Annotated in this window: 23 protein-coding genes and 2 pseudogenes; 15 read left to right on the top strand and 10 right to left on the bottom strand. The window is 64.8% G+C overall.

What is annotated here, in order from left to right:
* Positions 1–92: 92 nt before the first annotated feature.
* The 3 genes and pseudogenes from CF70_RS37530 to CF70_RS08085 form a co-directional block, all read right to left on the bottom strand.
* Positions 93–269 (bottom strand): annotated as a pseudogene (locus CF70_RS37530) (diguanylate cyclase domain-containing protein); the annotation flags it as partial.
* Between the two features lie 63 nt (positions 270–332).
* Positions 333–1,058, bottom strand: coding sequence for a GntR family transcriptional regulator (locus CF70_RS08090; protein WP_235184940.1), 726 nt, complete (start codon positions 1,056–1,058; stop codon positions 333–335).
* Positions 1,059–1,068: 10 nt separating this feature from the next.
* Positions 1,069–2,859 carry an IlvD/Edd family dehydratase gene (locus tag CF70_RS08085; protein WP_051648142.1) on the bottom strand — a complete coding sequence of 597 codons (1,791 nt, stop codon included), beginning with the start codon at positions 2,857–2,859 and terminating at the stop codon, positions 1,069–1,071.
* Between the two features lie 242 nt (positions 2,860–3,101).
* On the opposite strand from CF70_RS08085, the gene CF70_RS08080 reads away from it, so the two are divergent.
* Entirely contained in the window at positions 3,102–4,136 is a 1,035-nt protein-coding gene (locus tag CF70_RS08080; RefSeq protein WP_035862824.1) for a Bug family tripartite tricarboxylate transporter substrate binding protein, read from the top strand.
* Positions 4,137–4,386: 250 nt separating this feature from the next.
* Entirely contained in the window at positions 4,387–4,926 is a 540-nt protein-coding gene (locus CF70_RS08075; protein ID WP_063830438.1) for a hypothetical protein, read from the top strand.
* A gap of 25 nt (positions 4,927–4,951) precedes the next feature.
* Here CF70_RS08075 and CF70_RS08070 read toward each other — a convergent pair whose 3' ends face one another.
* Entirely contained in the window at positions 4,952–5,335 is a 384-nt protein-coding gene (locus CF70_RS08070) for a hypothetical protein (protein WP_035862823.1), read from the bottom strand.
* Positions 5,336–5,427: 92 nt separating this feature from the next.
* Positions 5,428–5,889, bottom strand: coding sequence for a hypothetical protein (locus CF70_RS08065; RefSeq protein ID WP_035862821.1), 462 nt, complete (start codon positions 5,887–5,889; stop codon positions 5,428–5,430).
* 394 nt (positions 5,890–6,283) lie between these two features.
* Between CF70_RS08065 and CF70_RS08060 the strand changes: the two genes are divergently transcribed.
* Positions 6,284–7,387, top strand: coding sequence for a GGDEF domain-containing protein (locus CF70_RS08060; RefSeq protein ID WP_235184939.1), 1,104 nt, complete (start codon positions 6,284–6,286; stop codon positions 7,385–7,387).
* Positions 7,384–8,136 carry a GIN domain-containing protein gene (locus tag CF70_RS33750; protein WP_051648141.1) on the top strand — a complete coding sequence of 251 codons (753 nt, stop codon included), beginning with the start codon at positions 7,384–7,386 and terminating at the stop codon, positions 8,134–8,136. The genes CF70_RS08060 and CF70_RS33750 overlap by 4 nt, the downstream gene beginning before the upstream one ends.
* Before the next feature lie 15 nt (positions 8,137–8,151).
* Here CF70_RS33750 and CF70_RS36510 read toward each other — a convergent pair whose 3' ends face one another.
* Positions 8,152–8,313 (bottom strand): hypothetical protein, encoded by a 162-nt coding sequence (locus CF70_RS36510; RefSeq protein ID WP_160172238.1) that lies wholly within the window; start codon positions 8,311–8,313, stop codon positions 8,152–8,154.
* 369 nt (positions 8,314–8,682) lie between these two features.
* Positions 8,683–9,168: a hypothetical protein gene (locus CF70_RS35760; RefSeq protein WP_152561726.1), complete on the bottom strand. Its 486-nt coding sequence runs from the start codon at positions 9,166–9,168 to the stop codon at positions 8,683–8,685.
* 281 nt (positions 9,169–9,449) lie between these two features.
* Here CF70_RS35760 and CF70_RS34595 point away from each other — a divergent pair.
* Positions 9,450–9,605: pseudogene (locus CF70_RS34595) on the top strand (tyrosine-type recombinase/integrase); the annotation flags it as partial.
* Between the two features lie 379 nt (positions 9,606–9,984).
* On the opposite strand, the gene CF70_RS08050 reads toward CF70_RS34595, so the two are convergent.
* Together CF70_RS08050 and CF70_RS08045 are read right to left on the bottom strand one after the other, a co-directional pair.
* Positions 9,985–10,449, bottom strand: coding sequence for a cupin domain-containing protein (locus tag CF70_RS08050; protein ID WP_035862818.1), 465 nt, complete (start codon positions 10,447–10,449; stop codon positions 9,985–9,987).
* Positions 10,450–11,256: 807 nt separating this feature from the next.
* Positions 11,257–12,177 carry an AraC family transcriptional regulator gene (locus CF70_RS08045; RefSeq protein ID WP_035862816.1) on the bottom strand — a complete coding sequence of 307 codons (921 nt, stop codon included), beginning with the start codon at positions 12,175–12,177 and terminating at the stop codon, positions 11,257–11,259.
* Positions 12,178–12,299: 122 nt separating this feature from the next.
* On the opposite strand from CF70_RS08045, the gene CF70_RS08040 reads away from it, so the two are divergent.
* Positions 12,300–13,262, top strand: a complete 963-nt coding sequence (locus tag CF70_RS08040) for an SDR family NAD(P)-dependent oxidoreductase (RefSeq protein WP_035862814.1) — start codon at positions 12,300–12,302, stop codon at positions 13,260–13,262.
* A gap of 280 nt (positions 13,263–13,542) precedes the next feature.
* Here the strand turns inward: CF70_RS08040 and CF70_RS08035 are convergent.
* On the bottom strand, positions 13,543–14,235 hold a 693-nt coding region (locus tag CF70_RS08035; RefSeq protein WP_235184938.1), incomplete at its 3' end, for a VOC family protein.
* 282 nt (positions 14,236–14,517) lie between these two features.
* Here CF70_RS08035 and CF70_RS08030 point away from each other — a divergent pair.
* The 9 genes from CF70_RS08030 (at position 14,518) to CF70_RS34590 (ending at position 22,761) form a co-directional block, all read left to right on the top strand.
* Positions 14,518–16,119 carry an ABC transporter substrate-binding protein gene (locus CF70_RS08030; protein WP_035862809.1) on the top strand — a complete coding sequence of 534 codons (1,602 nt, stop codon included), beginning with the start codon at positions 14,518–14,520 and terminating at the stop codon, positions 16,117–16,119.
* A 7-nt stretch (positions 16,120–16,126) separates the two neighbouring features.
* The gene (locus CF70_RS08025) at positions 16,127–17,110 is read left to right on the top strand and encodes an ABC transporter permease (protein WP_035862806.1); all 984 of its coding nucleotides are present in this window, start codon (positions 16,127–16,129) and stop codon (positions 17,108–17,110) included.
* Positions 17,107–17,937 (top strand): ABC transporter permease, encoded by an 831-nt coding sequence (locus CF70_RS08020; RefSeq protein WP_035862805.1) that lies wholly within the window; start codon positions 17,107–17,109, stop codon positions 17,935–17,937. Before CF70_RS08025 ends, CF70_RS08020 begins: the two co-directional genes overlap by 4 nt.
* Positions 17,934–19,610, top strand: a complete 1,677-nt coding sequence (locus CF70_RS08015) for an ABC transporter ATP-binding protein (RefSeq protein ID WP_051648140.1) — start codon at positions 17,934–17,936, stop codon at positions 19,608–19,610. The genes CF70_RS08020 and CF70_RS08015 overlap by 4 nt, the downstream gene beginning before the upstream one ends.
* Positions 19,611–19,820: 210 nt before the next feature.
* Positions 19,821–20,756, top strand: coding sequence for an NAD(P)-dependent oxidoreductase (locus CF70_RS08010; protein WP_051648139.1), 936 nt, complete (start codon positions 19,821–19,823; stop codon positions 20,754–20,756).
* Between the two features lie 82 nt (positions 20,757–20,838).
* Positions 20,839–21,150 (top strand): hypothetical protein, encoded by a 312-nt coding sequence (locus tag CF70_RS08005; protein WP_035862803.1) that lies wholly within the window; start codon positions 20,839–20,841, stop codon positions 21,148–21,150.
* Positions 21,151–21,248: 98 nt separating this feature from the next.
* The gene (locus tag CF70_RS08000) at positions 21,249–22,109 is read left to right on the top strand and encodes an NAD(P)-dependent oxidoreductase (protein ID WP_035862799.1); all 861 of its coding nucleotides are present in this window, start codon (positions 21,249–21,251) and stop codon (positions 22,107–22,109) included.
* A gap of 201 nt (positions 22,110–22,310) precedes the next feature.
* Positions 22,311–22,493 (top strand): glycine zipper 2TM domain-containing protein, encoded by a 183-nt coding sequence (locus tag CF70_RS07995; protein WP_035862797.1) that lies wholly within the window; start codon positions 22,311–22,313, stop codon positions 22,491–22,493.
* A gap of 109 nt (positions 22,494–22,602) precedes the next feature.
* Positions 22,603–22,761 (top strand): DUF3309 family protein, encoded by a 159-nt coding sequence (locus tag CF70_RS34590; protein WP_081862075.1) that lies wholly within the window; start codon positions 22,603–22,605, stop codon positions 22,759–22,761.
* Positions 22,762–22,820 lie beyond the last annotated feature (59 nt).

The following is a 22,820-nucleotide window of genomic DNA, read 5'->3' as shown; positions in this document are numbered from 1 at the left end:
CACACGCCTGGGCATGCCTGGGCGTGGCTCGTCAGCAGGGGTTCACGAGACGGCCCAGCTCCCCCGGGGTACGGGACCGTGTTGTTCCGCCCATTGCGCTTCGCCTGATAAAGAGCGATATCGGACTTCTTCAGCACCCCGCCGACGTCCTCCGCCGATGACGCGCAACGGGCCACGCCCAGCGAAATCGTAATGACCGCACCCGTCGGGTTGGGCGTTCGCGCCACGGCCTCGCGCAAGCGCTCCGCGATATGGAGAATCTTCCGCATGAAAAATAGCCGTCCCCGCCGCGGTCCACCACATAAACGCGGGAGCTGTCCCGATAACGAATACTATGCCGGCCCACCGGCGCGTTCACGCTCCGCCGCAAGGTAAGCATCGCGCGAAGGCAGCAGGTGATTGCGGCACAGCGCAATCAATGCCTCACGCCGACCTTCGCGCAATGCTTCGATCATGGCCCAGTGCTCCTGCCTGGCACGCTCACGATAGCCCGCCGCCGCCAGCGAGCCAAAACGGATCGGATGGGCGCGCCGCGCGTATTCCTCGATGGCTTGCCGCAGCACCGCGTTATCGACCAGGGCGAACAGCTCGCGATGAAAGCGCTGGTTGATGCGGAACACGGCGCGCGCATCGCCGGCGGCCACGGCGGCGTCGTGTTCCTGCTGCACCGACACCAGCGCCTGCAGGCGCGCCGGCGGCACCGGCAGCGCGATCAGGCTGGCGGCATGCGCTTCCAGCACCTCCCGCAAGGCATACAGCTCCATCACCTCGCGCGCCGGAAAGGCCCGCACCACGGCACCGACATTGCGCTTGCGCTCGACCACGCCCATGCCTTCCAGCGTGACAAGCAACTGGCGCACCACATGGCGCTTCAGGCCAAAGCGCGCCATCAGGTCGTCCTCGACCAGCCGCTCGCGCGGACTCAGCAAGCCGAAGACGATGTCTTCCTCAAGGATGGCGGCGGCGGCCAGCAGCGCATCCGCACCGCTGCCGGGCGCATCGTCCTGGTTGCCCTGCGCCGCCTGCGCGCGCGTACCTGCACCGGTTGGTCTATCCATGACAAGGCCCTCAGGACTGGCGCGGCACGGTTTCGTTGGTCTGCGCGGCGCGGAGGAAGTCGAAGTCCACGCCCTGGTCGGCCTGCGTCACCGTGGCCAGGAACAGCTTGCGATAGCCGCGCTCGGCGGTGGGCCGCACCACCTCATGCTCGGCCGCACGGCGCGCCAGTTCGGCGTCGTCGACTAGCAGGGATATCTCGCGCCGGGCTACCGACAAGCGGATGCGGTCACCGCTGCGCACGTGGGCAAGCGGGCCGCCGATGGCGGCTTCCGGCGTAACGTGCAGCACGATGGTGCCGGCCGCGGTTCCGCTCATGCGGCCGTCCGAGATGCGCACCATGTCCTTGACGCCGGCGCGTGCCAGCTTCCTGGGAATCGGCATATAGCCGGCCTCGGGCATGCCGGGGGCGCCGGTCGGCCCGATGCGCTTGAGCACCAGGATGTCGTCGGCTCTGACGTCGAGAGTCTCGTCGTCGATGCGCTGGGCCATGTCCTCGGCATTCTCGAACACCACCGCGCGCCCTTCATGCTCCATCAGCACCGGATCGGCGGCGGACTGCTTGATGATGGCGCCGCCCGGAGCGAGGTTGCCGCGCAGCACGGCAAGGCCGCCCACCGGGTAGATCGGCGCGTCGAAAGGACGGATCACATCCTGCGCGAACGGCGCGGGCGCGGCGTCAAGCTCCTCGCCCAGCGTACGGCCGGATACGGTGAGCGTGTCGAGATGCAGCAGCGGACGCAGCTCGCGCAGCAGCGCCGGCATGCCGCCTGCCGCGTGGAAGTCTTCCATGTAGTGCTGGCCGGAGGGTTTCAGGTCAACCAGTACCGGCGTCTCGCGGCTCATGCGGTCCAGCCCCGCCAGGTCGATGTCGATGCCCAGCCGCCCGGCGATGGCGGTCAGGTGCACGATGCCGTTGGTGGACCCGCCGATGGCCAGCAGCACGCGGATGGCGTTCTCGATGGCCTTGCCGGTAAGGATGCGGTCCGGCGTCAGGCCGGCGCGGGCCATGGCCACGGCGGTGGTGCCGGTGCGCTCGGCCACCCGCACGCGGTCGGCTGTGACCGCCGGCGCCGAGGCGCCGCCCGCCACCATCATCCCGAGCGCCTCGGTCAGGCAGGCCATGGTGCTGGCCGTGCCCATCACCGAGCAGGTGCCCACGCTGGCAACGAGCTGGTTGTTCACGTCGGCAATCTCGGCCGCGTCGATCTCTTCGGCGCGGTAGCGGCCCCAGTAGCGGCGGCAGTCCGTGCAGGCACCCACGCGCTCGCCGCGATGCGAGCCGGTCAGCATCGAACCGGTGACCAGCTGGATCGCCGGCACGCCGGCCGAGGCCGCGCCCATCAGTTGCGCGGGTACGGTCTTGTCACAGCCGCCGATCAGTACCACCGCATCCATCGGCTGGGCGCGGATCATTTCCTCGGTGTCCATCGACATGAGGTTGCGCAGGTACATGCTGGTCGGCGCGGAGAAGCTCTCATGCACCGAGATGGTGGGAAAGTCCACCGGCAGCCCGCCCGCCAGCATGACGCCGCGCTTCACGGCTTCCACCAGCTGCGGTGCGTTGCCATGGCAAGGGTTGTAGCTGCTGTTGGTGTTGACGATGCCGATCACCGGGCGCGAAAGCGCGTCGTCGGTATAGCCCGCGCCCTTGATGAAGGCCTTGCGCAGGAACAGCGAAAAGCCCTTGTCGCCGTAGTTGGTCAGCCCCTTGCCCAGCCCGCTCTCGGCGTCATGCGCGGGCTCGAAAGGGTCCTGCGCCGCAGTGGAGGGGTTCTTGGGGGAGTCTTGGGAGCCGGCCATTCTTATCTCCAATAATATTATTGATAATCCAGGAGAGCATGATAGCTGGCACGGCAATACCGACGCAACGGGAAATTGGCTCCGCTGGCTTTAATTGAAAATCCAGATCAGTCGATAGAAAACTTCTGATTCTTCAATCAAGAGACGCCCCCTACACTCTGCCGTAGCGACGAGCCGGGCGTCCCGCGCTGCACTGCAGCGCAAGTTTTCCCATTCATACCAACCCGGCGCAGGAGATCCTCATGACCGGCATTCGACGCCCCGCTCGCCGCAGCGTTTCCGCGCCCAGGCGCCAACTGTTGCTTTCCGTCCTGGGCACTGCCGGCGCGTTGCTGGCAGGCGCCACCGCCTTCCCCGGCCTGGCCGCCGCGGCCGACTATCCTTCCAAGCCGATCCGCCTGGTTGTGCCCTATCCCCCTGGTGGCGCCACCGACGTCATTGGCCGCACGCTGGCCCAGCACCTGTCCAGCGCGCTAGGCCAACAGGTCGTGGTCGACAACCGTGCTGGCGCGGCCGGCAATATCGGGGCGGAACTGGTGGCCAAGGCGCCGGCCGACGGCTACACCTTGCTGATGGGCGCGCTGACCAGCCATGCGATCAACGCTGCGCTATACAAGAGCCGCGTTTCCTATGACATCGAGAAGAGCTTTGCCCCGGTGGCAATCGTCGGCACCGTGCCGCTGGTGTTCGTGGTCAATCCCGGCGTCAAGGCCAGCAGCCTGCCGCAACTGATCGCGCTGGCCAAATCCACCCCCGGCACGATTACCTTCGCCTCCGCCGGCAACGGGTCGCCGCAGCACTTGGCCGGCGAGATGTTCAAGCGCATGGCGGGCGTGGACATGCTGCACGTGCCGTACAAAGGCAGCGGCCCCGCCATGACCGACCTGATCGGCGGCCAGGTGCTCAGCATGGTCGAGACCGTGCCGGCGGCGCAGGCCTACGTCAAAGGCGGCAAGATCCGCGCGCTGGCCGTCACCACCAGCGAGCGCGTGACGGCGCTGCCTGATGTCCCGACCGCCAGCGAAGCGGGCCTGAAGGACTTCGAGGTCAACTCCATGTTCGGCATCGTGGCGCCGGCCGGCACCCCGGCCCCGGTGGTGGACCGGCTCAACGCGGAACTGAAGAGGATCCTCGCCGAACCCGACGTGAAGGCCTCGCTGCTCAAGCAAGGTGCCATCGCCACCTGGACCACACCGGCGCAAACGCAGGCCCGCATCAAGTCCGAGCTGGCGAAATGGACGGCGGTGATCCGGGAAGCCGGTGTCAAGCCTGAGTAATCGCCGCAGAACTAAACGCGGCGGAACCAAGCGCGGCGGAACGCCCGAGGGCTGGCCATGCGAGCCCTCGCATCCGGCATGGAGTTGCCCGCCCCGTCGCGCAAGTGACGCGGCGAGCGCAGTTCGCTCCGGCTCTTGACACCCCGATGATTGCGCCTATCATGACAAGCGCAATGCTGCGCCGCAGCAAGCAATGATTGCCACCGGCGAAATCCCTTCGCACGCGTTGCATCGTCCATCGGAGACGCTTATGGCCACCCCCTCTCACTCCGAAGTCATCGAAGTGCCCGCGCCCTATCCGGGCATGGCTCTTGGCCTGGTTGGCGCGTGGGCGCAAGTGGCCCGGAAGATCGGTGCGCTGAACCTGGAAACCGCCAAGGCCGCGGTCGCCGAGAGCAGCGAGTACTTTCGCGAAGCGGTAACGCAGCCGCTGGGCTTCGCCTTGTTCCGGCCGGAACTGGCCGACGTGATTACCGAGCACTTTGCCGCGTATGCCAACAGCCTGCAAGAAATCCTGTTCGGCGCGAACGGGGAATTTACCGGCGAGCTGCAACGCCAGCTTGCCGCGATGACCGGTCAGGATCCGTTTCAGTGGTGCCTGATGGGACGGGATTTCCTGCCGGACTATGGCAGCACCCTGCCCAACATGAGCGTGGCGATGACGGGGTGGGTCGCGGCCTGCCTCCCAGGCGCCAAGCCGCTGCCTGCAGCAACGGCCGGACCCGCGCAGCGCAAAACGCCGCTGCTGGCAGCACCGGCCGACGCCAAGCCGGGCGCGGCAGCGGAATAAGCCGGAGCGCGGTTGCCCAGGTCAACTAGACCTCGACCACCAGCATGGAGGCCGCCGCATTGCCCGTCACCCGGCTCAGATGGCCCTTGCCGGTAACGTCTTCCAGCAGCAATGCGCTTCCCGCGCCGAGGGACCGGCGCTGCCCGTCCGAAGCCTCGAACTCCATCTCACTACTGAGCAGGACAATCCACATGCGGATTGGGGAAGGATGGAGTTCGCCGCGCCACCCGCAAGGCAGCAGCAGGAAACCGTAGCGGGATGCCTGCCCGAACGCCGAAACGTTGAACGCCGGCGCGGGCGGAGCGAACTGGCGGGGGACGGTCTCGATCGCAACCGGCCCGAAGTGGGATTCTCCGGCTGCGTCGGCATGAATTCGCTCATAGGCTAGTACCGGCGTCAGCGATGCCATCTCAACCCTCCCCGTACACACGAAAAGAAAGCGCTGATCAGGAAAGTCCGTATCAGCGCTCGCCAGGCCGCCCCGCTTTCCGGCATGGGCCGTCACTGGCAGGCGGTACCGGGCACAGGCTTGCCCGAGTGGGTCACGCCCTGGCACGCGTCACCGACATTGGTATCGGCATCGAAGGCCGCGCTGTTGTACGGCTTGAGCCGGCCGGCTACCGTGCAGCAAAAACGCGGCTCCGACGTTGCCTGCGCAGCCGGAGCAGCCGACGTGGGCGGCGGCGGCGGCGGGTTCTTCACCATGCGGGCGGAGCTGGGCGCTTGCGCCGGGTTTGCGGCGGGCACCGGGGCGGGGGCAGGAGCGGGAGCGGCGCGGGAAGCTGGCTGCCTGGAGGCCTGGGCGGCAGCATCCTGCTCATCGTCATCGGGGGAAACGCACTGGCCCTTCTGGCAGATTCGCTCCCCTTTGCACTGCATGTCATATTGGCAACCCGCTGCATTCGCATGCAGCGGTAGCGCTATCGCCATCGATGTGGCGAACAGCAAGCCCAGCGTTCTCATGTTTCCTCCTACTCGACTGCCAGCGCGAATCGTACGAACCGCCCGCGCCGGATCGCATGTTCCGGCACTGGCAAGCGCCGGGCACCGTGCTGTTTTGCACGGGCTGCCCGACTCCGGCGCTGACCGCCACGTCAGCCGAAGCGATCCACCGCCACCTTTAGCATAGGCATCAGGACCCGACACAGGGAACCCCACCGTGCAAGCGTGTGAGCGTCGCACCACCAAGCGCGGCGACGGCAAAAGTGCGCTGCGGGCGGCGCTCGACCAGCGCGTCCAAACGCCCGGATGAATCCGCTTGCGGCCGGCGCACGCTTCAAGTCCTTGTATGATTGCCGCTGGATTCATTGAACCGCCCTGCCCCACCGACCACCCGAGCCTTCCTGAGACAAGTCAAATGATGTTTCGCACCGTCGAGTCAAAGTTGCTGAACAAGCCGGTGCCGGCGCCGGTGCAAACAGAGTTTGCCCAGCATGAATTCGAGAGGCTGCATCGCTTTTGCCTCATGATCTTCGCGGCCGGCGCGGGGATCTGGCTCGTGTTCGACCTGCTGCTCAGCTTCACGGGAGCCCGGGGGTTCACAGTCAACTCGACCCTCAACCTTGCCCTGTTATCGGCGCTGACGGTAGCCGTGGCCTTCGTGCGGCGCGCGCAACAATTCCAGGTTATCAGCCTTGCCTTTGTGGCGGCCTTCTGCGTAAGTGCCCGTCTGGTGCTGGACCGCACGCCGGACGCCACCCGCCCGATCTGGTCGATGCTGGTGGCGGCCAGCGTGCTGTTCTGCGCCTCCTCGCTGCCGCTGAGCAACAGGGCGTTTTTCGGCGTCGTCGCGCTGGCTTGGGTGCTGCTCTTCCCCGCGATGACGGTGCAGGATCTGCTGGAACTCAAGGGGATCCTGATCCTTTGCTACACGCTCTATTTCACCGGCATCACGGTGTACACATTCGTCAGGCTGCGGCGCGCGAAGCTGCAGAACTTTGTCATGGCCAAGACCCTGCTGCAGCAGGCTTATGTGGATGCGCTGACTGAGATTCCCAACCGCCGTGCCTTCATGCTCAACGTGGGCAACCTGGTGCCGCGCGCCACCGAGGAGCAAGACCACTATCTGGCGATGGTGGACGTCGACGACTTCAAGAAGGTCAATGACCGCTACGGCCACGACATTGGCGACGAAGTGCTCAAGCACGTGGCCGCGGGGATCAAGCTGGTGATGGGGGACTGCCAGTATGCGCGCCTGGGCGGAGAGGAGTTCGGCATCTATCTCAAGGGAATGACGCGCGCCGAGGTGGAAATCCGCATCGGCCTGCTGTGCCGCAGCATCCGCGATGCGGCATCGGAGCCCCCCGTGACCATCAGCATTGGCGTCACCCACCTGGTCAGCGGCGACACGCTCAACAAGGCGCTCATCAAAGCCGATGAAGCGCTCTATGATTCAAAGAGGACCGGCAAGGACAAGTACACGTTCCACCAGGAACCCTGCCAGCCCGAAGGATCGCCATGACCCATATCAACCTGCTTTGCGCTGCCTGGCTGGCATCCGCCTGCCTTGCCGGCACGGCGCTGGCTCAGTCAAGCACCGTGGTTATCAACCAGAGCGGCATTTCGGCTTCGGGCACGTCCGGGAGCAGTGTCGTCATCGTCAATGGCCAGGTGGTGACTTCCCATGACGCCACCAAGGGTGGCGGCCCCGAGAAGACCGAGCAGCGCATGGTCGGCGCGTTCTCCGGCGTGCAGCTCAATGCCCTGGCCGATGTGGTGTTCTCGGTTGCGCGCGCGTACTCCGTTTCCATCACCGGCCCCGCGGACATCCTGCCGCTGGTGCTCACCAGCCTGGACAACGGCAGGCTGACGATCGGCCTGAGCGCGCCAGTCGTGCTCGCGGCACCGCTCAGGGTAGCCATTACCGGGCCATCGCTCCAGGCGGTCAGCATTCCCGGCGCCGGCACCTTGCGGGCGTCCGGGCTGCATGAGGCTTCCATCGACCTGCGCTTGTCCGGTTCCGGTTCGATCGTGGCCGAGGGACAGGTCGGCAGCGTGCGCGCCGCCATCTCCGGCTCGGGCGAGGTGGACGCCAGCGCGCTGCGCGCGCAAAGGCTGGATGCGCAACTGAGCGGCTCGGGACGTATCCTCGGATACGCTTCGGATGCCGTCAGCGTGGCACTGACGGGATCGGGCGATATCGTGGTCGCCGGCAGGCCGCTCCAGCGCGCGGTCAGCCGGACCGGCTCGGGCCAGGTGTATTTCGAGTAGCCGCGCGCCGGATTGCTACCAGGCGGCCAGCCCGTCCACGGCCTGTTGGGTGATGGCAACGCCATGCCGCACCGTGGCATCGCGCCAAGGCTGGGCCAGCGGGATGAAGGCATCGAGCATGTCCGCCCGCAACTGCGCATAACGCCCGGTGCCGCGCGCGCGTGTCGAACAGGGCATCGGCGCCATGCCTGGCCCGGTAGGCTTGCGGCGCGGCTTCCGCGTCGGCAACGCTATCCCAGCTCCACGCCGCCGGAATCAGCCTGGCATGCAGTTCCGCATTGTACGTAACCGGAATTTGCTGGACTGGGTGCGCTCTTGCTGGACCGAGAATCCGGAATTGGCTGGATTGCTGCGCAGACGATGCAAGCGCGTGCGGCTCAAAGGTGATGATGGACGGCCGTTTTCAACTGCGGATTCAACCGGTCGATCCGGCGGCCGTTCCCGACCCAGAACGGCCATTGGCACCTTAAGGAAGCTGTCGCTCAACATGGGAGGTCAGCGGCAGTCAGACAGCGAACCTGGCTGACTGTCCGCTGGACCGAATTGTTAGGCCATTTGTTCTGCATTCCCATTGGCAGAATATTCAAACCAAACAAATTTCTCCCCGTCTCGATCTAAGTTCGCTTTGTTGCAAATTTTGCCTATCGACTCACATACATTGACTGATTCTTCTGATTGCTCAGGAACAACGATGCAAATTTCCGTTAGTCCGCATTCATGGCCATGTGAAATAAGCAATTCTGCTACCTGCTTGAGTAGTTCCGTGCTGTACTGATCTTCTAACAGCCTCGCACAAACATGACCTATTTCGGAAACTTGTTGCGAGTCCTTTTCGAGAATCAAGTTTGCGATACCAACGCGTGTATTGCTATCCGTCATCACATCGTAGAAATAAACCGGTGCTCCAGATGGCTTATATACTTTGACGCGACTGGGGCGAAGCTGAAAGCCTTGGCCGTTGAGTAGTTTCGGGGTTGGGATAGCGTCGTCGGCTAGCAAATCCCGTAGTTCGTTGCCTGCTGGGGCGGTCATAAATTATTCCTATATTCAATAGCTAATGGTGAGTAAAGGATGGCCTAACTTTGTTTTAGGAAGACAGTGCTGCCGCATAACATCGACTCGGTGATACGGACGAGACCTGCTTGTCTGCTGGCGATCAACGCACTATGCTGTATGAAATTACAGCAATAACGTTCCATGAAAATCACCACCGAAATCTCTGCCACCGTTGCGCTCGGTCATGGCCCTGGACCAATTGCGTAGCGCCTTCGGTATCAGCACTACAGCTTACGGACTGCGCAAGCGTATGTCCGACACCTCACACTTTGCGACATTTCTTTGGGACGGCCTTGCTGTAGAGCGGTTACGACGTCCGCACCGAGCAGGAGCTACGTGGTCACAACGTCTCGACCACGCTGATCTATACCAACGTGCTGAAAATCGGCGGCGCTGGGGTGCGCTCCGATTGACGCTATGCGGCTGCACAAGGGTATCGACTGACCGCTATCCAGCGGCACCACGAGATGTCCGCTTCATGGCCGACAAGCGACCTTCACTGACCGACCCGCTTGCGCCGTTGGCTTCTGCACCATGTGGACGGCCGCTCTCCGAGGTTAACCGCCATCTGCACAAGGGCAGCTAACAAAGCCATGTCATCGGCTCACGGCTGTTGAGCGATACCATGTGCCATGGCACCAAAGAAGATCAACGGTGCCGCCATGGAACCGTGCCACGGTCCGACCTGGCGTTGGATATCCCAAGAGAGCCCCGCTGCCCAATTGCCGTAGCGCCCCTCCAACGCGAGGGGGTGCCTTTGTTTTGGTGGAGTACGGCAACTGAGGCATTCTGTCAGTCCTTCTTCTTTTCCTCGAGATAATGGATATCGAACGGACCCATTCCGTGAATCTCGACAATGGTTGCCCGCTTCGTAAAGGCGTAATGCTGCGCCTTGCCAGGTAGATGGTGGAAGCCGCCGGCCACTAGCTGATGTGCTTTATTGATATCATACTTGTCGCCTGACCCAAGATAGAGTGCGCCGGAGAGAATGGTAAGGTTCTCGTCCTGCTTGTGCCAATGGGGTGGGATCTCGTATCCGGCCGGCAGCTTCAGCCGGATCACATACGAACCCTCCTTCATCGGGTCGCCGTATAGCACAGCAATCTTGGCTCCCTTTGGGAGCGCGTTGGGTGCATCTGTCCATCTGAGGGTCGCGGCATTCAGCATTTCCATCTTGTCCACCGAAGCGGCCTCCTGGCCGAACAGAGGAGGCGCGATGGCCAAGGCAAGCAGCAGAGCAAATTCCAGCCGTTTCACTTTTAGCCTCCCAGATCCGGTTTCCGCAGTCGCTGACTATCAGCGCGGATTGCCTTCATATTAGGAGAGAAGCATGAGGATACAAGCTGCGGCCCTGCAACTTGGGAACGGAAAGGCGCCGGGGGAAGGACAATCTGGACGCCATCACGATCATGAAGCCTTGTCCGTTATCAGCCGCCTCGTAGCTGGGCCGGGCGGGGAGCGCCGTGCCCCCGATCGAATACGACTACTGTCGCTGAGTGCCCAGCCTTGGGTACGTCCGCGCCGGCGAATTCGCGGTTGGTTTTCGCGAATCCAATGGCTGGTTTCAGGTGCGGATGGGATGTGCGGATGTCAGAGCAATGAAGCAAGCGAATGACTCTACATGTCAGGGATGCGCCCGATCGCATGAGCGATCCTGGGGAGGCGTAGCCAAAAATTCGATCGCCTTGTCGCCGATAAGCGCTTAGACGGCGCAGGCAGCCGCGGGCGTAATGCCGGGCGGGTCGAACTCAATGCCGGCGACGTGCCCCAGCTAGAGTGGGGCAATGTTGTGATGCCCAAACGCGGCAGGCGTTGGCCGAGAATCTGCGATCGCCTCTAATCGACCCACACCTGTCATTCGCAGTCATCTGGCGAATGACGGCTATGCCGCCATAAACGATCGCCGACAAGAAGGGGCTCTACCAGATGTGCGTGCAGCTGAAGTCTGGTGTCGCAGAAGGCCCGACGGGGGCGGCAGATCGCCACGACGGTGCGCGGCGGTGGGGGTTTTTGGAAATCGGTAAGAAGCATGGCCCGCAACGTTACGTGCGCAATTTGCGCCGCCTATTGGTGCAGGATGGGGCCCCGGCTTTCCCTGTATTCACGTGGCGAGCATTTCATGATGCGCTTGAATGCGTTGCTGAATGCACTGTCCGAGTCGTATCCCAGCTTTTGCGCTATGGAGGAAATCGTCTCATGGTTGCTTCTCAATGCACGGGTCGCTAACTGCATACGCCAGCGCGAAACATATTCGAGAGGACCGGACCCAGTCTTTAGCTTGAATTTCAGGGCAAGTGTCGAACGTGAGACGCTGGCGACCTCGGCCAGGTTCGCGACTGTCCAACGCCGAGCAGGATCCGCATGGATAGCCTGGATGACAGACCCGATGCGAGGGTCGGATAGGGCCAGAAGCCAGCTCGGTGCACTGTTTCCCTCTTTTTCCAGGTAAATCCGTAGGACTTGCACGAGCATGATGTGGCCGAGGTGTTGGACTACGAGAGCGCTGCCTGGAGTTGGGCTGGTCAGTTCAATGGCCAGCCGCTCCAACGCCCAACTCAGCACGGACGCCTGCTCCGAACCGCTCTTGATAACCGCCACCGGGGGCAACGCATCGAACAAAAGGCGCGCTTCCTCACCAAAGGCAAAACGACCGCCGATCAGGAAGAACGCATCGGCACTGCCGCAATGCGCTATGCCGTTGACTGCATGACAATAAACGGTCTCAGACTTCACGGCTGGCAACGCGAAATCGCTGCCAAGTGAGAACGCCCGCTTGCGGGACAGCAGGAAGCAATCGCCTGCATCCAGTTGGATAGGCTGGTCCTCGCCTTCAACGGCCAGCCAGCATCTCCCCTTAACGACGGCATTGAACTTGATGCCGTTCGGCGCAGGAAAGTCGATGGCCCACGCATCTCCCGCCTTCAGGCCGGAAAAAAATGAGCTTTGCGTGCTCAGTAGGGAAAGAACTTCAGAAAGTGGGTCCATGCGTGCCTCCGGACGCTCTCGACAGAAAATAGGACTTTGTTGCATTCACGATCCCAAGTCTACCTTCCACAATGCGCCTATAACGTTCTCTGGCTTCTTTCCGGAACTTAACAGGAGACTGCATGGCACATAAACAAACTTCCATCCAATCCGGCTTCGGCGCAGCGACTACAGCAGCGAACGTGCTCGAGGGGCTCGATCTTGCGAATGTCACGGCCATCGTTACCGGCGGGCATTCGGGCTTGGGACTTGAGACGACGCGAGCATTGGCAGAGGCTGGCGCGCACGTCATTGTCGCGGCACGCGATCTCGATAGAGCTCGTAGCAAGGTTGCCGGCATGGAAAATGTGGCGACGGCCCGACTGGATCTTGCTGATCTGGCCAGCGTGCGCGATTTCTCTGAGCGCTTTCTTGCAGCAGGTCGGCACCTCGACATCCTGATCGGCAGCGCTGGCGTCATGGCTTGCCCGGAAACTCGTGTGGGCTCAGGCTGGGAGGCACAGTTTGCCACGAACCATCTTGGGCACTACGCACTTGTGAACTTGCTCTGGCCAGCACTACAAGGTGGTGCCAGGGTCGTGTCCGTGTCTTCCGCGGGTCATCATCAGTCTGGTATTCGTTGGGACGACGTGCAACTTATCAATGGCTACGACAAATGGTTAGCCTATGGCCAGTCCAAGACCGCAAATGCGCTCTTCGCCGTCCACTTGGATCGACTGGGACAGAATTCAGGTGTTCGCGCCTTCTCGCTCCATCCAGGCAAGATTTTTACGCCGCTCCAGCGCCATCTAACCCGAGATGAAATGATTGCTGCAGGCTGGCTCGACCCCAACGGGAATCCTGCTGATCCGACGTTCAAGACGACTCAACAGGGGGCAGCCACTCAGGTGTGGGCCGCGACGTCTGCGCAGTTGAACGGAATCGGGGGGGTGTACTGCGAAGATTGCGACGTCGCAGTGCTGAACGAGGGGCAGTTTCCACCTTTCACGGGTGTCCTGCCCTATGCCGTTGACCCTGAGCAGGCTGAGCGTCTCTGGGAATTATCCGCGCAGCTTACCAATATCAATGCCTTCGCCCTAAAGTAATCGCTAGCGATGGTAGAGGGATCCCTGATCCGGTGCGAATTGGAAGACTTGTTGCGGGCGCCGCTGTAGTCCAGCGCGTAGAAGTCCGTGAAATCCATCGGGCTATCGTCCGCGATTATTCGGTGAAGGCGACGGTGACACCCGCCGCTTCGGCCGGCGGCACCACTAACAGGCCGTCGATTTCCGCGATACCGCGCACCTCGCCCGCCGCCAGTGCGGCACGCGCCGTTTCCAGCGCCGTCGTGCGCAGTACCAGCGCGACCATGCGGTCGCGCCNNNNCCCCCCGTCGATCAGTGGCGGCACGCTGGCGCCGAAGCGGCGCACTGCCGCTTCCGGGCTTAGCACCACCACGGAGGCGCCCCCGGCGCGCAGCTGTTGCCCGTGCTGCCCCTGGCTCACGTGCTCGCTGCCAAACAGCCGCGCCAGCAGGCCAATGGTGCGCGCCGGGTCGGCTGCCGCGATCACGTATTCCGCGACGCCGGTCACGCCATTGGGATGCGCCTGCCAGTGGCCGCGCCAGACCAGCTCGGGCGTGAAGTGGTGGCAGAAGTAGATGCGGCCGTTGGGCACCTGGTGGGCCGCCAGCCGCACCGTGCGAAAGCGCGCGTCGGCGGTTGCGCCGGGCAGCTCAACCGGGCGCGTGAACTCGCGCGGGGGCCCTTCCACCTCCAGCCCGCGCGCCAGGATCTCGCGGTGCAGCCCGGTCGAGTCGGCGCTCTTGAAGACCAGCCCGGTCAGGCCCCGGGGCTCGGCCAGCAGGTCGCCGCGGCCCGTGGTGGCCTTGCCGGCTTCGAAGCCCAGCAACTCCAGGTAGTCCGTGTCGAAGATCGCCAGATGGTTGCTCGACCCGAGGGAATGGTGGCCGCGCGGCGTGAGCTGGAAGCCAAGCCTGCGATAGCGGCTGGCCGCGTCATCCAGGCGTTCGTGGACATTGACGACCACGTGGTCGAGCAGCGGGATCAGGTTCGGCATTTCAGGGTTCCGTTGGAACGGGCGCGGGCTGGGATGGGAACGCTATGTCCGCGGCCGGAGCGCATGGAGATTACGTGAGCCAGGCCCGTTACCCAACTGCGCGTTTCGTCTTTGCTTATGCTTGCCGATGCCATGCCGCGGCGGCAGCGCAGCGAGCGCCGCCACCAGCCAACTACCGTCTTTGCTTAGACGAAAAGCGCGTTTCCCTCGCGCAGCGGCGCCCCCTACACTCGCTGGCTGTCCAGCCTTAGCGCTTTTCTCGATCCTTGTGGAACCCCAGCCATGTCCCCGACCCGACGCGACTTCCTGATTCAATCCGGCGCCCTTGCCGCTGGCGCCGCCCTGCCGGGCACGCTGCTGGCACAGTCCGCCGAAGCGCCGCGCAAGGGCGGCGTGCTGACGGTCCTGCTGGGCGGCGAGCAGCGCATCCTCAACCCTGCGCTGCGCGCATCCACCGGCGTCTACGTGGTCTCCAGCAAGATCATCGAATCGCTGGTGGACCTGGACGCCAGCGGCAGGCCGGCACCCGTGCTGGCCACCAGCTGGAGCAGCTCGCCGGACGGCAAGATCATTACCTTCAAGCTGCGCGAGGGTGTCACCTGGCATGACGGCAAGCCGTTCACCTCGGCCGACGTGCAGTACAACGCGCTGGAGCTGTGGAAGAAGCACCTGAACTACGGCACCGCGCTGCACCTGTACCTGGAAGCCGTCGACACGCCCAATGCGCAGACCGCGGTGTTCCGCTATTCCCGCCCGATGCCGATCGAGCTGCTGCTGCGCGCGCTGTGCGACCTGGGCTACGTGGTGCCACGCCATAAGTTCGAAGGCACCAGCGTATTGGAAAATCCGGCCAATACCGCGCCCATCGGCACGGGTCCCTTCCGCTTCGTCCAGTATGAGCGGGGTCAGTTCGTGATCGCCGAGCGCAATGCCGCTTACTGGCGCAAGAACACGCCTTACCTGGACCGCGTGGTGTGGCGCATCGTCACCGACAAATCCGCCGCTGCCGCCGCGATCGAAACCGGCGAGGCACAGCTGACCACCTATTCGCACGTGGGGCTGGCCGACCTCGAGCGCTTCAAGAAGGACGGTCGCTTCAAGGTGTCCACCAGGGGCCTGGAGGCAAATTCGTACAACAACACGCTGGAGTTCAACGTGCGCCGCAAGGAGCTGTCGGACGTACGGGTACGCCGCGCCATCGCGCATGCCATCGACGTGGAATTCTTCATCAAGAATTTCCTGTACGGCACCGCAAAGCCGGCCACCGGCCCGATCCCATCGACGTCGTCCTTCTATCCGGGTGGCAAGCAGCCCTACCCGTTCGACCGCAAACGCGCCGAGGCCCTGCTCGACGAAGCCGGCTTCAAGCGCGGCGCCGACGGCAACCGCTTCACGCTCAAGCTGGTGCCGATCCAGAACGGCGAGGACGTGCCGCTGTTCGCCACCTTCGTGCAGCAGTCGCTGGCCCAGGTGGGCATCAAGGTCACGGTGCAGCAGCTCGACATCGCCGGCGCGCTGTCGACCGTCTACCGCGACTGGAATTTCGACCTGGCCACGGGCTGGCACCAGTACCGCGGCGATCCGGCGGTCTCGACCACCGTCTGGTACCGCTCCGGCAGCCCCAAGGGCGCGCCCTGGACTAACCAGTACGGCTGGCAATCGGCCAAGGTCGACAAGCTGATCGACGATGCCGCTTCGGAAATCAACCCGGCCAGGCGCAAGGCGCTCTATGCCGAATGGGTCAAGGAGGTCAACGACGAGTTGCCGGTCTGGATGGTGACGGAGCGCGAGTTCTACTCGATCACCAGCAAGCGCGTGCACAACGACCACAACACGCCGCGCTGGCCCTCCAGCAGCTGGTATGACACCTGGCTTTCGGCCTGAGCCGGCCATGCGTGTGTTGTTGCTCGCGCTGCGCAGGCTGGCCACCAGCCTGCCGTCCCTGCTGCTGATCCTGTGCGGCCTGTTCCTGCTGCTGCAATTCGCCCCCGGCGACACCGTCGACGCGCTGGTGGCGGAGATGGGTGGCGCCGATGCGGCGGTCATTGGCCAGTTGCGGCAGTTCTATGGACTGGACGCCTCCACCACGGTGCAGCTCGGCCGCTACCTGTGGCGTCTCGTGCATCTGGACCTGGGCTACTCCGCCATCTATGGCAAGCCGGTGGCAGCGGTGATCCTGGAGCGCCTGCCAGTCACGCTGGTGCTGATGGGCTGTGCCCAGGTGCTGGCCGCCGTGTGCGGCGTCGCGCTGGGCGTCGCCGCGGCGCGCCGGGCCGGCCGCTGGCCGGATACGCTGGTGTCCATGCTCGGCCTGGTGTTCTATGCCACGCCGTCGTTCTGGTTCGGCCTGATGGGCATCGTGGTATTCGCCATCCACCTCGGGTGGCTGCCGCCGGGCGGCTACCTGGATGTGGCCGCAGGATACAAGGGGCTGGAGCGCATCGCCGACATCGCCTGGCACCTGGTGCTGCCCACCGTGACGCTGGCGCTGATCTACCTGGCCATCTACCTGCGCATCATGCGCGCGTCGATGCTCGAAGTGCTGAGCCTGGATTTCGTGCGCAGCGCGCGTGCCAAGGGGCTGGCGGAATACGCGGTGCTGGTGCGGCATGTCTTGCGCAACGCGCTGCTGCCGCTGCTGACGCTGGCGGGGCTGCAGTTCGGCACCATGCTGGGCGGCTCGGTGGTGATCGAGAGCGTGTTCGCGCTGCCCGGCCTGGGCCGGCTTGCCTATGACTCGGTGGTGCAGCGCGACCTGAACACCCTGCTGGGCATTGTCTTTATCAGCGCGCTGCTGGTGATCGCGATCAATTTCATGGTCGACATGCTGTATGCGCTGCTCGACCCCCGCATCCTTCACGAACGCAAGGCATGAAGCTGCTCCAACGCTATCTGCACAACCCGGCCGCCTGCTTCGGCCTGCTGGTGTTGCTGGCGGTCATCGCCATGGCGGCCTCCGCCCCGCTCTTGTTCCCGGCCGACCCGCTTTCGCTGGCCGGGCGCCCGTTGCAATGGCCGCTGGAGGACCCGCGCTTCTGGCTCGGCACCGACCAGACCGGCCGCGACATTGCCGCCCAGATCTTCCATGGCGCGCGCGTATCGCTGCTGATCGGCTTCGTGGCCACGCTGATCGCCGTCTGCATCGGCATCCTGATCGGGGCATTCGCCGGTTATTACGGCGGCTGGGCCGACAACCTGCTGATGCGGCTGACCGAAGGCTTCCAGACACTGCCCAGCTTCCTGTTGCTGCTGGTGCTGGTTTCGGTATTCGGCTCCGGCATCGCCACCGTGACGCTGGCGATCGGGGCCGTGTCCTGGCCCGCCACGGCACGGCTGACCCGTGCCGAGTTCCTGACGCTGCGCAACCGCGACTTCGTCCACTCGTGCCGCTCGCTGGGCATGCGCGACCTGCAGATCATCTTCCGCGAGATCCTGCCGAATGCGCTGCCGCCGGTGGTGGTGTACGCCAGCGTGGTGATGGCGCTGGCAATCCTGCTGGAAAGCGCACTGGCCTTCCTCAACCTGTCCGACCCGAACGTGGCCTCCTGGGGCAACCTGATCGGCGGCGGGCGCGGCGTGCTGCGTTCGCAATGGTATGTATCGGCCATTCCCGGCATTGCCATCCTGCTGACCGTGCTGGCGGTGTCGCTGGTCGGACAAGGCCTGAACGATGCACTCAACCCCAGGCTGAAGCGCCCATGAGCGGACCCTTGCCCTTTCTTCTCAGTATCGACGCGCTGAGCGTCGCCTTGCCTGCCGGCGCCGATCGCGGGCTGGCGCTGAACAACGTTTCGCTGGCGCTGGCGCCTGGCGAAGTCCTGTGCGTGGTCGGCGAGAGCGGCTCCGGCAAGTCGATGACCGCCGGTGCCGTGCTTGGCTTGCTGCCCGACGGGGTGCGGCGCAGCGCCGGCCACATCCTGTTCGAAGGCCGCGAGCTCACCGCCCTGTCGGAAGCCGGGTTGCGGCGCATACGCGGCGCCCGCATCGGCATGATCTTCCAGGAGCCGATGACGGCGCTCAACCCGCTGCGCACCATCGGTGACCAGATTGGCGAGGTGTTCCGCACCCACACCCGGCTGGGCAAGGCGGAAATCGCGCGCAAGGTGCTGGGTCTGCTGGACGACGTGCAGATCCCGCAGCCACATGCTGCCGCCGGCGCCTATCCGCACGAGTTGTCGGGCGGGCAGCGCCAGCGCGCCATGATCGCCATGGCGCTGGCGCTCGAACCCAGCCTGCTGATTGCCGACGAGCCCACCACCGCGCTCGACGTCACTACCCAGGGCCAGACCCTGCGGCTGATCCGCGAACTGCAGCGGCGCAAAGGCACGGCGGTGCTATTCATCACGCATGACTTCGGCGTGGTGGCGGAGATCGCCGACCGCATCGCGGTCATGCGCCAGGGGGAAGTGGTGGAAACCGGGCCCGCCGCCGAGATCCTGGCGCGGCCGCGGCACCCCTATACGCAGGCGCTGCTGGCCGCCGTGCCCGCGCTGGAGCCGCCGGCGCCACGCGTGGTGGCGGGTGACACGCTGCTCGCCATCGACGGTATCGGCAAGACCTATCGCAGCGGCAGTTGGCTCGGCCGGGGCCAGCGCCAGGTCCATGCACTCGACCAGGTCTGCCTGACGCTGCCGCGCGGCGGCGCGCTGGGCATCGTGGGCGAGAGCGGCTCTGGCAAGAGCACGCTGGCACGTTGCCTGGTGGGACTGCTAGACCCGGACCGCGGCAGCCTGCGGCTCGATGGCGAAGATCTTCTCGCCGGCGGCGCGGCGCGGCGCCGACGACGCGCCCGCCGCATCCAGATGGTGTTCCAGGACCCGTTCGGTTCGCTCAACCCGCGCCGGCGCGTGGGGGAACTCGTTGCGCAGGGACCGCTGATTCACGGGGAGCACCCGCTGCGGGCACGCCAGCGAGCGGCTGAGCTGTTCGAGCAGGTGGGACTGGACCCCAGCGCGCTCGACCGCTATCCGCATGAGTTCTCCGGCGGCCAGCGCCAGCGCATCGGCCTGGCCAGGGCGCTGGCGCTCGAGCCTGACGTGCTGGTGGCCGACGAGCCGGTCTCGGCGCTGGACGTCTCCGTGCAAGCCCAGGTCCTGGCGCTGCTCGACGACCTGCGCTCGCGCACCGGCTTGTCGCTGATCCTGATCACCCACGACCTGCGCGTGGCCGCCCAAGTCTGCGACCGCGTCGCTGTCATGAAGGACGGGCGCGTGGTGGAGCAAGCGGATACCGCAGCGCTGTTCGGCTCGCCCCGCCATCCGTACACGCAGGCCTTGCTGGCAGCGGTGCCGGGCAGGCAGGCGGCGGGCCTGGCAAGGACCGCCGGGGTCTCGCCTGCCGCCGCCGAACCCGATTGGGCGCAGGCTGGCCTCTGATGATCCCCTGACTGAACGCCACAAAGCCCGTTGTCCTGGCCCGTTCCGATACCCGCTTGCATTTGCCAGGCATTCGCCTATGATCCTGTAAATCGATTTAGTAAATCGATTTAGTAAATCGATTTACTCAAGCGTTGCTTACGACGGCGAGGGAGCGGAATGCATCGAACCCATGCAAGACAGTTGTCATGCGCACGATCTGCCTGACGCATGGGCCCAGCGCGCGCGCTGTACTTCAGCTGCCACGCGCTCGCCAGGCTCGGTGCGGTGGCCGCGCTCAGGCTCAATGACAGCGAGGCCGGGCTCGCGCCGGACGAACTGGCAAGCGCCGCGGCGGGCTGCAACATCATTGTCGCCTCGCGCGAGCTGGCGGTGTCCGCCGCAGTGTTCCAGGCATTGCCGGACCTGGTGGCGGTGTGCCGGGTTGCCGTGGACATACGGGAGATCGACGTCCAGGCGGCAAGCCGTCACGGCGTCTTGGTGACGCGAGCCTCGCCCGGATTCGCCGCCTCGGTGTCCGAACGGGTGGTGGGAGTGATGATCGGCCTGGGCCGCGGCATCAGCCGGGCCAGCGCCAGCTATCGCAACTGGGGCCACGCGACGCCCGCGATGGGCTGCGAGTTGCGGGGCGCCAGCCTCGGCATCGTGGGCTACGGCACCATCGGCCGCTATCTCGCCTCACTCGGCCGTGCACTCGGCATGAAGGTGCTGGTCAGCGATCCCTATGCGGACATCGATGACCTCACGCTGGAGCGCCTGGACTTGCCCACCCTGCTGTCGCGCGCCGACTTCGTGGTCTGCCTTGCTGCGGTCATGCCGGGCACCCTCAATCTGTTCGATCGCGGCGTCTGCTTCATCAACGCTTCACGTGGTGATCTGGTGGATGAGCCGGCACTGCTGCACGCGTTGAACCGGGGGCATCTCGGCGGGTGCGCGCTGGATGTCGGACGGGGGCACGATCCACCAGGCCATGGGTGCCGTGCGCCAGGTGGAAGACCTGCTGCGCGGATGCATACCCGATGGCGCCGTCAACGCCGAACATGCCAGCCGGTTGCCGCGCCTGCGCGGTGTGCCCGCTGGCGGACATGCGCGGGCTGCCGGCAAATAGCCCGGCGCCTGCAACGAAGTCATGGCCCGTGGCAATGACCGCGGACCAGGAAGCGGGAGTCATGGCATCGGGACGGCCCGGTGCGCGGGGATTCTCGCCAGAATAGCGCGGAGGAACGACATGGTGACTGACAAAGCGGAACGGCGGCTCGCGGGGCCCGCCTGGACCTGCACGGAGGGAGAATATGCGATTGACGTGGATATCTTGCCGGTGGAGGACGGCCGCTGGGGCGCACTCGTCCGCTTATGCAAGCCGGGCAACGGCATGGAGCTCTCCTCACAATTCATGCTCAACCGCACTTTCGACAATTGGATCACGGCGCTGGCCTACACGCTGGCGCTGACGCGCGAGTGCGTGCAACAATTTGCTCCCGCCACAGCCGCGTCAATCGCCCGCATGCTGACAACCGGGAGCACCGGCAAGGCTTGTTGACGCTGCATTGCAAGAATGGCAGCATTCCCGGCTTCGGGGGGGCTGCCCACTTTGTCACATTCGCCCGCGCTCACCGCGGGTCCTGGAGTTTCCTAGTCATGCGTGTTGCATTTATCGGCCTGGGTGTCATGGGCTATCACATGGCGGCCCATCTCGCCGCCAAGGGCCATCAGGTCACCGTGTACAACCGCACGGCAAGCAAGGCCGAGCAGTGGGTCGCGGCCTTCGGCGGCAAATCGGCGGCCACCCCGGCGCTGGCCGCCCGGGACGCCGAAGTGGTCTGCTCCTGCGTGGGCAACGACGATGACCTGCGCGCGGTGCTCACCGGCGCCAATGGCGCTTTCGGCACGGCGCCGGCAGGCTGTGTGTTCGTGGATCACACTACCGCCAGCGCCAATGTCGCGCGCGAGTTGTACGCCGCCGCCGGCGAGCGAGGGCTGCACTTTGTCGATGCGCCGGTGTCGGGCGGCGAAGTCGGCGCGCAAAAGGGCATCCTGACCATCATGTGCGGCGCCGACGAGGCCGTGTTCACCCAGATCGAGCCGGTGCTGGGCGCCTATGCGCGCGCGGTCACCCGGATCGGCGGCGCGGGCGCCGGCCAGCTGGCCAAGATGGTCAACCAGATCTGCATTGCCGGCCTGCTGCAGGGCCTGTCGGAAGCCATCGCCTTCGGCGAGCGCGCCGGGCTGGACATGAAGGTCGTGCTCGACGTGATCAGCAAGGGCGCCGCGGGCTCGTGGCAACTGGAAAATCGCGGCCCCACCATGATCGAAGGCAAGTTCGACTTCGGCTTCGCGGTGGACTGGATGCGCAAGGATCTTGGCCTCTGCCTGGACGAAGCGCGCCGCAACGGCGCCAGTCTGCCCGTCACGGCTGTGGTCGACCAGTTCTACGCGGACCTGCAGCAAGACGGCTGCGGCCGCGCCGACACCTCCGCGCTGATCAAGCGCTTGCGGTAACAGCTGGCGGGCAGCCCTTGCCCGCTGACTTCCCCTTCCGCCTGGACCGCCCCCCTCCCTGACGCCGCGCTCGCGGCGTCGTCCAATTCCTACATCCTTATCAGAGGCAGCCCCGCTGGTGCCGCCAACCTGCCCGGCTATCTTGTAGGCATGGCTGGCGTGCCTGTCACGCGACCGGCACCACGCATCAAGGAGACCAACATGCTGAGACTGGCAAGCGCGCTCATCGCGGGCGCGGCACTTCTGATCGGGCTGAACGGCTGTACCGCTACCGGCGCCGTGGCCGGCGGTGTTGCAGGCCATGAACTGTCGCACGGCAATACGGCGGCAACCATCGGCGGCGCGGTGGCTGGCGGCGTAATCGGCCACGAACTGGGCAAGTAACGCTGGCCCCAGTCCGCACCGCATTGCATAGCCCGCACAGAACAACCATAAGCACCCCATAGGCAACCCATAAGCACCTCACGCTTATCCATTCGCCAAGGAGCCCGTCATGGCCATCGGTACGATCTTGCTTATCCTCCTCATCCTGCTGCTCGTCGGCGCATTGCCAACCTGGCCGTACAGCACCGGGTGGGGCTACTACCCGAGCGGCGGCCTTGGACTGGTCCTGCTGATCATCGTGGTCCTGGTCGTGATGGGTCGGCTGTAGGCTGTAGAGACAGAGACCTGTGGAAAGCCGTATTCGCTCAGGGAAACAAGGGCGCCCCG

The organism is Cupriavidus sp. SK-3, from assembly GCF_000611145.1.
Lineage (GTDB): Bacteria > Pseudomonadota > Gammaproteobacteria > Burkholderiales > Burkholderiaceae > Cupriavidus.
Note: the sequence above shows the minus strand (reverse complement) of the source record. Positions and strands in the feature narration are given on the sequence as shown.